We start from the raw sequence: 12527 nt of genomic DNA, 5'->3' as shown, positions 1-12527 counted from the left end.
TTGCCATGAAACCGTTTATTTACGAAACAATGTACATTCTGCGCCCTGACTTGGGTGAAGAAATGACTGACCAGGCGATCGCGAAATATCAAACAATTTTGCGCGATCAAGGTGCTGAAAATATCGAAACTCAGCACCGCGGCAAGCGTCGCTTGGCTTACGAAATCGGCAAGCACCGCGACGGGGTATACGTTCAAATGAACTATACAGCTCCGGGCGCTGCAATTTTTCCTATGGAACGCGCGATGCGTCTGAGCGAAGAGGTGATTCGCTATTTGACGATCAAGCAAGATGTCCCAGATGCACCTGAAGCTGAAGCTGAAGAGGAAGCTGCTGCCTAGCATTCGTGTCTAAGGTATGTTGTTGGGCTTCAGCCCTCTTTAGACATATATATAAAGAGGGCTAAAGCCCAACAACGTACCTTTGGGCTAAAGCCCAACAACGTACCTTTGGGCTAAAGCCCAACAACGTAACTTCTATAAAACCGCCCTGCTTTTTAAGCGAGATTTAGGGATATCTGGCTTCGGATCGAAACCAGATTTATCAAGTTCACGCAATTGTTAATCTGAGTTTAAAAACTCCAAATAATTGTTAGTCAATTCTTTGACTGCTAAATCGTGAAATTGTTGGCCATGTTCGGGAGTTGCTAAGGCAGGATTTGAACCCATTCTCCCGTCGGGAAATCGGCGGCGGAAGTCAGCAGCACTATAAATTTTGTGCCCAGATCCAACTTCTTCCGAAAGCGGTGCTTGCTTGATTGCTTCTGGATAAAGGTACTGGGTTACAGCAACTTCGCTGGGGGTGGCGTGGGAACCTTCTTGGTTTCCGTACAATTCTTTGGCTAGTTTGTAGACTGAACCGCACATGAACCAGTTGCCGATTTGACACTGGATTCGATCGGCATTTGCTAGATTCAAATCAGACAAATGCGCGTATGTCTCGGAAAATGCTGCTTTCATCGTGGCAATATTGCCACCGTGACCGTTAATAAAGAAATATTTCTCAAATCCAGCTTTTGCTAAAGATGTGATATAATCTCTGATTACAAGAATTAGGGTCTGCGGTCGGAGGCTGATGCTACCGGGAAAGCTGGTGTGGTGCAAAGCCATACCGACATTAATTGTCGGGCCGACTAAGGCATTGGCAGCTTCTCCGACACTCTGGGCGATCGCACCAGCAGTAATCGCGTCAGTTCCGATTAAACCGGTGGGCCCGTGTTGTTCGGTGGAGCCGATCGGGATAATTATGCCTCGGGAGCTCTCAAGATAAGCTTCAACCTCGAGCCAGGTACTCAAATGCAGCAACATTATAGGCAATCTACAGAATTTTTACTTCGTATTGTCGATCGTAGCGGGCCTGGGTCAGTTGTAGCTCGCGTTCAAAACTCCTCGCCTTTGCCCCCGCTTGCGTCCGGTTCCTGTCTAGTGCGAGCGTCCCCGCTCGCGTCTAACCCACGACACCCGCTCGCGTCTAACCCACGACACCCGCTCGCGTCCAACTCACGAAGCTCCCGTCCAACCCACGAAGCTCCCGTCCAACCCACAAAACACTATTCCTCAAAAACCCGTCAGATTGCCAGATTAATCGTTAATTTAGCCCAATATTTGTCCAGTTACCAAGTTTTCGAGCGTAAATCCGATCGAGATTGTATCTTCAACCAAAGCTGTAGGGTTCGGTTAAACTTTAAGAACAACATTACTCATCTTTAATAAATTAACCATTTATTTACTAAAACTTTACCTTTTAATAACCTTTTGCCTGTACGATAAAGCCATCTCCCTATAGATTGGGTGTAACCTGGTCAATTAAAAGCGGGCAATGTTTTACCAAGTAATACCGACCCCGAACAATGACCAGGCTTCTAACGCCTGGACGCAGGCAGACAGCGCAGCTATCGCAACTGCTCAACGGCTATATTTCTTGCACGAGCAAGTAGAAATAGTCGAGCGTATGTCTGTCGGATGGACTGGCGAAAGATTATAAGTGATTGAATAGTCGATCGTTCATAAAAAGCGATCGCAGCGCTAGAGTGCCTCAGCTACTGAAGAAGGCACCTCCCGCTAGCCACATACAAACACAACTCCCACTGATATTTATGTCTTCTGCTGAATTAAGCGAAAGTCCTTCAAGGCTGGCTGTTGGACAAGCCGGCCGCATTTTGTTACTCGAAGGTGAAGACCTGTTGCGGGAAATGCTAGCTTTAGCCCTGAAAGAACAGGGCTATGAGGTGGTGGTTACTAGCGACGGGCGCAACGCTCTGCCTTCTGTGCAAGCTTCCTCGTCATACCACGGTGAATTCGGTTTCAACCTATTAATTATGGACTCAATTAATGGTTTAGATCTGTGTCGAATGTTACGACATCAAGGAAATCCCGTTCCTATTTTGATTATCGGTGCTAGAGGAAGTGCAAACAACTGCGCTTTTTATCTAGAAGCCGGATCGGATGATTATCTCACCAAGCCTTTTGGAATGCGGGAGTTTATCGCCCGGTGTCGGGCACTGATGCGGCGCCAGCGCCTCGGTCAGTTGCCACAACCGATGATGCTGCAATATAAGAACATAACTCTGTATCCTGAAGAGTGCCGCGTCTTGGTTCACGGTATTGAAGTAAAATTTTCTCCTAAACAGTTTCGCTTACTAGAACTATTTATGAGTAATCCCCGGCGAGTTTGGTCTCGCGATCAGTTGCTGGAAAAAATTTGGGGTCAAGATTTTATCGGAGACAGCAAAACAGTAGATGTTCACATCCGCTGGCTGCGCGAAAAGTTGGAAATCGATCCGGGTCAACCGGAATATATCATTACAGTACGGGGGTTCGGCTATCGATTTGGTTGATTGTTTTAATCTGTTGTATGGTTACAAGTTCGAGTTAAATATGACGTAGGTAGGGATACAACAATGTTGTGTCCTTATTTGTATGTATGGGGCAATTATTGATGAGGTACGTTGTTGGGCTTGGGCCCTCTTGAGACGTATAGATAAACGGGGCTAAAGCCCAACAACATACCTTTATTAAATTGGAATATATCCTTAAGTCCAGCAAATTGTGTTACAAAAAGCTAGAGATTAATGTTCGAGTGCATAGGTACGTTGTTGGGCTTGGGCCCTCTTGAGACGTATAGATAAACGGGGCTAAAGCCCAACAACATACCTTTCAAAAAAATGACCGTCAATTGAGTTTATAGTCTGCGGATAATTAGTCCTTAACCATTTTTTTACCTATGACTATCAAGCGTCGAGAATTCCTACTTTTCTTGGGTGCAACGGGCGGTAGTGTTGCACTCAATTCTTGCCAACAAAAATTTGCCATGCCCTTCTCACCGCCAGTTAACTCTGCCAAGAGTGTGGATAATATGGCACGAGGCATAAACTTCCAACCAGTCAAAGGGCCGATGCCTTTACTAACCAGTAGCACCTTAACAGAAACTGGACAATTCATCCCCATTAGCAGTGCGTCCACCCAGCAGCAAATGCAAGCTTACAGCGCTTACGAAGTAGCCGACGACCTCCTGCTTCCAGAAGGCTTTACCTACGATATCGTAGCTGCTTGGGGAGACAAAGTGGGCGATTCTCACTTCGGCTACAACAATGACTATCTCTCCTTTGTAGAAACTGGCAAAAATCAGGGATTGCTAACTGTTAATTTCGAGTACATCAGTGCCAAGCCCTGGATACAAACTTATCAAAAAGTTATTGGGAAATCTCTGCCTTTTGCTAAGTTAGAAGCGGCAGCTACCTCCGCCGGAAAAGTGGGAGTCAATGCCTTTTCTGCGTCGGAAAAAGACCAGACAAAAAAAATGGTTGCGGAAGTGTCAAAAGCAGCTTTAATTGAGGTGGGAATCGGGGTAATTTCTATCAAAATAAATGATGATGGCAAATGGGTAAGAACGCATTCTCCAGCCGATCGCCGAATTACGGGTATTTCCGGCCTAGAAGACGGGCGCTACCTCAAATCCACCGGCCCGGCGGTAGCCGTGTTCAACAAAAAAGGTAAAGGCTACTCGGACAAGTTGGGCGCAAAAATCATCGGCACTTTTAATAACTGTGCGGGCGGGACTACGCCTTGGGGAACGGTTTTTAGTGCGGAAGAAAACATCCAGAATTTCGTACCGGAACCTGTGTTTGCAGACGGTACATCCTTCGATCCAAGCAATAAAAATTTCTACATAGATAAGGAAGAAATTGGCGGTTTAGGGAATGTCTTCGGCTTGGCGGGTAATAAATACGGCTGGATGGTAGAAGTAGATCCGGCTAACCCCAAGGACTACGGCACCAAACACACTTGGCTGGGACGCTGCCGCCACGAAGCTGTAGGCATTCGCGTAGTAGCCGGAAAACCATTAGCATTTTACTCGGGGTGCGATCGGCGCAGCGGACATATTTACAAATTCGTCAGCAAAAACGCAGTTAAAAACCCCAAAGATAAAGCTAATTCCCAGCTATTGACAGACGGAATGCTTTATGCTGCCAAGTTTAACGCTGACGGCACCGGTAGGTGGATTCCATTAAAAACTGACACGCCTGTCAATCCAGATTTGCCTAGCCTTCATGGAGGCGGAATGATTAATTTGCCGCTGCGTCCCGCAGGCGGTTTTGTCAAAGTCGAAAAAGATGCAGAAGCAGTTGCTTTTAAACAAAAATTCAAGACTTTAAATGACCTCTACGAAGGCACAGCTAAGGAAAAACAAGGTGCAATTTTAATTGATGCTCATTATGCCGCAAGTGCGGCAGGAGCTACTTGCACTGCTCGTCCCGAAGACACTGAAATTGCTCCTGATGGTTCTCTCTACATTACCTTTACTTCCGGTTCTGCCAGCGATAGCGACGGCGGGCCGGATTTGCGAATTTTTCAAGGGAAGGACGGCAAATCTTACGAATACGGCTGGATTATGCGCTTAGTTGAAGAGGGTAACGAGCCATCTGCAATGACTTTTCAGTGGAAAATGTTTGCGACGGGTGGCGAACCGGCTTCGGGCGGATTGGGTTTTTCTAATCCAGATAATTTACTGATTGACAAGGGTGGCAATGTTTGGATGGTAAATGATATGTCTTCTGACAAACTGAATGCACCTGTTGCTGCGGGCCGAGTTGATAAAGATGGGAAACCGATTAGCCAATCTAATTTGCGCGGTTTGTATGGTAACAATGCAATTTGGTTTTTGCCGGCTTCTGGCCCCAATGCTGGGGAGGCTTTTTTGTTTGGAATTGGGCCGATGGAGTGCGAAACTACTGGGCCGTTTTTTACTGAGGATGAAAAGACTTTGTTTTTGTCAATTCAGCATCCAGGAGAAATTAACGGAATGCGGCAGGATATGGCGGCAGACGATCGCAATTTTGCCATGAAGACTATTGATGGTAAGGAATTTTTGCAGACTCGAAAAGTGCCCGTAGGATCGAATTGGCCTCTTAAAACAGTTAATAATCCACCTAAACCTGCGGTGGTGGCAATTCGGCGGGTGAATTCGCAGCCGTTGACTTAGTTTCAATTTGAGCGCAAAGGGCGATCGTCCTTTGCGCTCAAATCCGTCAATCGAAAACCTAAGTATGTCGGGTGCTTGTGTCTGCACCTTACTGCTATTGGGCATCTTGCAGGCGATCGCTTATGGCTTATGGCTTATGGCTTCTGCTATGAATTTGTACGATCGATAAATTACCACCACAGCCCAAAGCTTGCACTCCCGGCACTTTGACTTAAAAAGTGCAACAAATGACCCAGCGCTCGCAATATTACCTCTATTTATTGTAGAATCGAAAGCAGGCGTTTGTATTTATTCATTCATGCACTAAAAAATGTTGTAGAGTCGAGCGGTGCACGCTTCTGTTCAAAAGTTGCACCTCAAAAATCAGCAGACTCTGGCAAGACGGAATAACCAGAATAAAACTTACGAAAAGAAACCGGGTTTTTACAACAAATCTTGGTTTGACAGCGACGAATCTGGTTGCTAAATCGGTTTCTCAACTCCTGTGCATCCCAAAGAGAGCGAAATACGGCATGGCGATTTGGGCGGGCCGTCAATTTTTTGCAGGTGGATGTCGCCCGCCTGCGAGTATTTCTGAACTCAAAACAATCCCGATCCTAATTAGATCCAGCACTAACGTTGTGAACAAAACCCCATCTACTGCCACCGAAGCCGCAAAAACTGCTCGCTCCCGAACCCTGCGAACAGTTCTGATAGTTCCCTTCGTCTTGCAACTGTTCGCGGCGGTGGGACTGGTAGGATATCTCTCATTTAAAAACGGACAGAAGGCAGTCAACGAAATTGCCGATCGACTAATGACAGAAGTAGGCAGCCGCGTCCAACAGAATCTCGGTGCTTACCTGACTGTACCCCATCAGGTCAACCAGATCAATGCTGTTGCGATCGAACTCGGCACCCTCAACCTGGAAGATGTACCTGTTTTACAGCGTCATTTTTGGCGGCAGCTTCAGATATTTGACACCCTCACTTTTACCGGTTTAGGATTAGAACAAAGAGACAACTTGGGGGCAGAAAGGCTCGACAACGGATCGCTGACTTGGAGAGTATCGACAGCAGCAAGTAACTATGATTTCCGCACCTATGCCACCAATGAATCCGGCGAAATCGGCGCAGTATTAAACAACAAAATTAATTTTGACCCGCGCACTCGCCCCTGGTACAAAGCTGCGGTAGCTGCTGGTAAACCCACCTGGAGTCAGATTTATCCCAATACGGCTGGCATTACTGCCTATCTCGGCGCATCTATGCCTTTCTACGACAAACAAGGCAAATTGCAAGGGGTATTGCTAACTAATATTAATTTGTCCACCATTGGTAAGTTTTTGCAAAGCTTAAAAATCGGCGAAACTGGACAGGTTTTTATTGTCGAGCGATCCGGAATGTTAGTCGCAACTTCGACAGGAGAAAGACCGTTTCATACCATCAACAAAGAATACGGAGCCGAACGAGTTAAAGCAATTGACAGTAAAAATACTTTCACTCAAACCACGGCTAAATATTTACGAGCTAATTTTAACGAGTTTCAATCTCTGAAAACGGCGCAGTCACTAGAATTTGATGTTGAGGGGAAAAAACAATTTTTACAAGTTCTGCCTTGGCAAGATGACAAAGGATTGGATTGGTTAATTGTGGTGGTGGTTCCCGAAGCGGATTTTATGGCACAAATTAATGCCAACAATACTGCGACTATTTTGTTGTGCGCTGCTGCTTTTGTCGTCGCGATAATTGTTGGCGTTGTTACGGCTAGATGGGTGACAAAACCAATTTTATCTTTGAACGAGGCTGCCAAAAATATTGCTAAAGGTGAATGGGGCAAAAGTGTAACGCTCAACCGATCCGATGAAGTCGGGGAACTTGCCAATTCATTTAATAGTATGGCGGCGCAACTTCAAGTATCTTTCACAGAAATGCAAGCTTTGAATGCCGAATTGTCTGAGAGTGAAAGTCGATTAAACCAAATTTTGGAAGCAGTGCCGGTGGGTATATTTGTCGCCGAGTCTAGTGGCAAACCTTACTATGTTAATTCTCGCGCTCAGGATTTATTAGGTACAGGCATCATCGCTAATACTGAGTCAGAACTTCGAGAGATTTATCAAGCTTATCTGGCAGGTACCAACGAACTTTATCCAGCAGACAAAGAACCCCTTGCTAATGCTTTTAAGGGAGCCAGCGTTAACGTTGATGATATGGAAATTCGCCAGTCTGACAGGATTATTCCGATCGAGGTTTGGGGAACGCCCATTTATGATGATAAAGGAAAGGTGAGTTATGCGATCGCAGCTTTTGCCGATATCACCCAGCGCAAACAAGCCGAGAAATTGGTAGCGGAATACAACCGCACTCTCGAAGTCCAAGTCACCGAAAGAACCCAAGAGCTCAAAACAGCCTTAGACAACCTGCAAACCACTCAAGAAGAGCTGATTCAATCGGAAAAAATGGCAGCTTTAGGTCAATTAGTCGCCGGAGTTGCCCACGAATTGAATACTCCTCTGGGCGCAATTCGATCGAGTGCCGGAAGTATGACTACTTTTTTAGAGCAAACCATCACCAATTTGCCCTCACTGTTTCAGTCGCTTTCCCCCGCAGAATCTGAAAGTTTTAACACACTACTGTATCGCTCGCTACAAAAAGATCTGACTTTAACAGCTAAAGAAGAAAGGAAGTTAAAGCGGGCTTTGATTCGTCAACTCGAAGACGAAAATATTGACGAAGGGAATGCGATCGCCGACACTTTGGTAGATATGGGGATTTACGAGGCTGACGACTTTCTGTCTCTGCTGCAAAAGGTCGATCGCGATCGCATCTTAGAAATGGCTTACAAACTCTCCGAAATCCAGCGAGGAACCCAAACAATCAATACCGCAGCCGATCGCGCTTCTAAAGTCGTATTCGCCTTGAAAACCTATGGCCGTTACGACTCATCAGAAACGATGGCTGCATCTAATATAACCGAAGGCATAGAAACCGTACTCACCCTGTATCAAAATAACCTCAAACACAACGTCGAAGTCATCCGCAATTTCCAAACAATACCGCCCGTAATGTGCTATGCAGACCAACTCAATCAAGTATGGACAAATCTGATTCACAACGCCCTGCAAGCGATGGACAATCAAGGCACATTAACTCTGGATATCCTTCAGGAAGGCAACAATATCAAAGTCGGTGTTACAGATAGCGGCGCCGGAATTCCATCCGAAGTAATGCCCAAAATATTCGCTCCATTCTTCACCACAAAACCCCCCGGAGAAGGCAGCGGTCTGGGTCTCGATATAGTCAGAAAAATTATTGACAAACATCGCGGTAAAATAGAAGTTGAATCTGTTCCAGGCCAAACTACTTTTACAGTTGTTCTACCTGTCAATCTCTCCTAAAACTTAGTTAATTAGCAAAAATGTCTAAACCAATTATCCTGTGTGTTGATGACGAAAAAGTAGTTTTAAAAAGTCTGAAAACGCAACTAAAATCTGCCTTTGGGAATGCTTATCTTTACGAGATAGCAGAAAGTCCCGCCGATGCTCTAGAGTTAATTGATGAATTCACTGACGACGAAATCTCAGTTATCTTGATTGTATCGGATTGGTTAATGCCAGGAATGAAAGGAGATGAATTTCTGATTCGAGTTCATCAAAAATTTCCAAAAACAGTAAAAATTATGCTGACCGGTCAAGCCGATGAAGAGGCAGTCAAGAGGGCTTTTGACGAAGCCAACCTCCATCGGTGTTTGCAGAAACCTTGGTCGGAATCAGAGTTGATCGAAACCATTAAAACAGCCTTATCATTATGACCAAACAAGTCATTATTTGCGTTGACGATGAAAAAACAATTCTGAAAAGTCTTAAAACAGAATTAAAAGAAGCTTTAGGCAATACTTATGAGATTGAAATTGCCGAAGGAGGTAAAGATGCCCTAGAGTTAATTGCTGAATTGCTCGAAGACGGCTATGAAATCCCTTTGATTATCTCGGACTACGTGATGCCTGACATGAAAGGCGATGAATTGTTGCGGCTAGTTCACGAAATTTCCCCCAAAACTCTCAAGGTGATGCTGACGGGTCAGGCGACTATTGAAGCGGTAGGAAATGCCATCAAACAGGCAAAACTCTACCGCTACATCGGCAAACCTTGGCAAACTGAAGACTTAAGATTGACTGTGACAGAAGCCGTCCACAGCTACAGTCAGGATAAAAAACTAGCAGAACAAAATGCCGAACTTCGGAAAATCAATCAGGAGTTAGAAGTTGCTCTGTCACAGCAATTAAAATTAACAGAAGCTGCTAAACGCTTTGTGCCGAATGAATTTGTCTCGCTGCTAAGCCACGATAGCTTGAGCGACGTTCGACTCGGCGACAGCGTGGAAAAGGAAATGTCAATATTGTTTTCCGATATTCGGGATTTTACGGCTCTTTCTGAGAGCCTGACACCTCAAGAAAATTTCAATTTTATTAATTCCTATTTGAGTCGAATGGAGCCAAACATTATTAAAAATCACGGCTTTATTGATAAATATATTGGCGATGCAATTATGGCTTTATTCGGTCAGAGTGCCAGCGATGCCGTGAATGCTGCAATTTCTATGTTGCACAGTCTCGCTGAATACAATCAACATCGCATGAGTTGCAGTTACGCACCTATTAAAATTGGGATTGGCATCAATACGGGTTCATTGATGTTAGGAACAGTTGGGTCAACTAACAGGATGGACAGTACGGTGATTGGCGACGCTGTGAATTTAGCCTCGCGGCTGGAAACTATGACGAAAAGTTACGGGGTGTCGATGTTGATCGCTCAAAATACTTTTTTGCAGTTGACCGATCCCAAAAGTTACTCAATCCGAAATATCGGCTGTGTTCGAGTAAAAGGTAAATCGGATTTGATGACAATTTACGAAGTTTTTGATGCCGATCCACCTGAATTGAAAGAGCGTAAGTTAGCAACTTTACCCGTATTTGTCGAAGCACTGTATAATTACGCTGCTGCTAAACATCAAGAAGCGGCAGAACTGTTTGCGGATTGTGTACGCAAGAATCCCCTAGATAGGGTGGCGCAAAATTATCTGCAACGCTGTCACGAAATGCACGCAATATTGCCCCAAAGTAATTCTGACTTTATTTAATATAATAAATTGAATACATTCCGGTCATTACCAACTATAAATGAACCGGAAATAGGAAAGAAAGCTTTGGGTTTGAGTCCATAATCTTATCTCAAGAACCCGGTTTTTTTACTCTCAGAGCGAGAAACCAGGTTCCTTTCAAAAATCCTGGGTTGAGCAACAAAAAATACAGTCATACAGCGGGTTGATGAGCGTCTAGTGCCTAGCAGCGTCCTCTCTTCAGAGAACAGTCTCATACGATTTTCCATTTTCCGATTTGAGATTTGAGATTCGTAATGACTGGCATGAGGGTTGGGATCCTGCATAGAGTCGCATTCTTTTTTTGAACTGGTATCAGTTGAGTGAAAGTCGCGACTATCTTGGCAAATCAGTTGAACTGCGGTAAAATAGTGATTTTAATTGACAGCTCTAAAAAATAACACAAGAGAGTTTAAGCGATCGTGAGCAGCCAGCAAATAGTCCCACCAACGGCGAATATTCTTGTAGTTGACGACACTCCAGCTAATTTGCGCCTTCTCGCTGGGATTTTGACAGAACAAGGGTACAATGTTAGACCCGCACGGGATGGAAACCAAGCTATATCAATTGCCCAAACCATTGCTTTGGATTTGATTTTGCTGGATATTAATATGCCGGTGATCGACGGCTATCAAGTATGCGAAAAGCTCAAAGCGGACGATCGCACTCGCGGCATACCCGTGATCTTCATCAGTGCCTTGAGCGATGTACTGGATAAAATCAAAGCTTTTGGCGTCGGCGGAGTAGACTACATTACCAAACCTTTTCAAGTAGAAGAAGTTTTGGCTCGTGTCGCAACTCACTTGAGTTTACAAAATCTGCAAAACAATTTGCAATCTAAAAATGATGAGCTAGCGGAAACTAATGAGAGATTGAATGCTACTTTGCTAGAATTAAAGTCTACTCAAAACGAACTAATTAATTCAGAAAAAATGGCTGCGTTGGGACAATTAATCGCAGGAATTGCTCACGAAATCAATACTCCATTGGGAGCAATTCGCTCTTCGGCGGGGAACATTTTTAAGTTTTTAGAGCAATCTCTACAGCAGTTGCCTGCACTATTTCAGTCTTTATCTATAGAAGAAGCGGAAATTTTTTTAGCATTAATCAATAGGTCGCTCCAAGAAAAACCCAGTTTCTCTGCCAAAGAAGACCGCAAAGTGAAAAGGCTTTTTATCAGTCAATTTAACTCCGAACAAGTTGCAAAACCAGAGGATTTGGCTGATACGATTGTGGACATGAGAATTTATGACAAAATAGAGCCTTTTTTGCCACTGTTAAAAAGATCTGATAGTTTGTATATCTTAGATAGTGCTTATAAAATATCCGGTATGCAAAGAGGTATGCAAACCATAGCAATAGCAGCAGATAGAGCGGCAAAAATAATATTTGCTCTCAAAGAATACACAGGAGGTCAACCGTCGAGCGATAAGAGTTTAGCCAAGATAGGTGATGGTATCGAAACGGTGTTGACTCTCTATCACAATCAAATCAAAAATCGAGTGAATATAGTGCTGAACCTTCCAGAACTACCCCCTGTACTTTGCTATCCTGACGAACTCAATCAGGTGTGGACAAATATCGTCCACAATGCTTTACAAGCTATGGACTATCAAGGTACTTTAACTATTGACGCGATTGAGGCAGGTGAGCAGATAAAGATTACTATTGCCGATACAGGCAAAGGTATACCGTTGGATATTCAAGAGAAAATATTTGAGCCTTTTTTTACAACAAAATCCTTAGGGGAAGGTAGTGGTTTAGGGTTGCATATTGTTAAACAAATAATTGACAAACATCAAGGTAAAATAGAAGTAAAATCACTTCCCAGACAAACCACGTTTACAGTTTATTTACCGAGGAATTAGTAGCACAAAACTGAAGTCATACCATTTGAGATTTGAGATTTGAGA

Annotated in this window: 9 protein-coding genes; 8 read left to right on the top strand and 1 reads right to left on the bottom strand. The window is 44.3% G+C overall.

The window, feature by feature from the left end; genetic code table 11:
* The first annotated feature begins 5 nt into the window (after positions 1-5).
* Positions 6-341, top strand: coding sequence for a 30S ribosomal protein S6 (gene rpsF / locus JGK22_RS10405; protein WP_293146945.1), 336 nt, complete (start codon positions 6-8; stop codon positions 339-341).
* Positions 342-560: 219 nt separating this feature from the next.
* Here the strand turns inward: rpsF and JGK22_RS10400 are convergent, their stop codons facing one another.
* Positions 561-1307, bottom strand: a complete 747-nt coding sequence (locus JGK22_RS10400; RefSeq protein WP_293312813.1) for a creatininase family protein — start codon at positions 1305-1307, stop codon at positions 561-563.
* A gap of 511 nt (positions 1308-1818) precedes the next feature.
* Between JGK22_RS10400 and JGK22_RS10395 the strand changes: the two genes are divergently transcribed.
* The 7 genes from JGK22_RS10395 to JGK22_RS10365 all read left to right on the top strand — a co-directional run bounded on the left by JGK22_RS10395 (position 1819) and on the right by JGK22_RS10365 (position 12482).
* On the top strand, positions 1819-1983 hold the full coding sequence (locus JGK22_RS10395) for a hypothetical protein (protein WP_293178032.1): 165 nt from the start codon (positions 1819-1821) through the stop codon (positions 1981-1983).
* 112 nt (positions 1984-2095) lie between these two features.
* Positions 2096-2836 carry a response regulator transcription factor gene (locus JGK22_RS10390; protein WP_293178035.1) on the top strand — a complete coding sequence of 247 codons (741 nt, stop codon included), beginning with the start codon at positions 2096-2098 and terminating at the stop codon, positions 2834-2836.
* Positions 2837-3222: 386 nt separating this feature from the next.
* On the top strand, positions 3223-5481 hold the full coding sequence (locus JGK22_RS10385; RefSeq protein WP_293191005.1) for an alkaline phosphatase PhoX: 2259 nt from the start codon (positions 3223-3225) through the stop codon (positions 5479-5481).
* 440 nt (positions 5482-5921) lie between these two features.
* A complete protein-coding gene (locus JGK22_RS10380) occupies positions 5922-8855 on the top strand; it encodes an ATP-binding protein (protein ID WP_293312811.1) in 2934 nt (977 codons plus the stop codon).
* 20 nt (positions 8856-8875) lie between these two features.
* Positions 8876-9268 carry a response regulator gene (locus tag JGK22_RS10375; RefSeq protein ID WP_293146959.1) on the top strand — a complete coding sequence of 131 codons (393 nt, stop codon included), beginning with the start codon at positions 8876-8878 and terminating at the stop codon, positions 9266-9268.
* Positions 9265-10596, top strand: coding sequence for an adenylate/guanylate cyclase domain-containing protein (locus JGK22_RS10370; RefSeq protein ID WP_293178044.1), 1332 nt, complete (start codon positions 9265-9267; stop codon positions 10594-10596). Before JGK22_RS10375 ends, JGK22_RS10370 begins: the two co-directional genes overlap by 4 nt.
* A gap of 440 nt (positions 10597-11036) precedes the next feature.
* Complete coding sequence (locus JGK22_RS10365; RefSeq protein ID WP_293178047.1) at positions 11037-12482, top strand: response regulator; 1446 nt, start codon at positions 11037-11039, stop codon at positions 12480-12482.
* Positions 12483-12527 lie beyond the last annotated feature (45 nt).

It is taken from the genome of Microcoleus sp. PH2017_08_TRC_O_A (assembly GCF_020738665.1).
In the GTDB taxonomy this organism is placed as follows: Bacteria; Cyanobacteriota; Cyanobacteriia; order Cyanobacteriales; family Microcoleaceae; genus Microcoleus.
The sequence above is the reverse complement of the archived record's forward strand: the minus strand, read 5'-3'. Positions and strand labels throughout refer to the sequence as shown.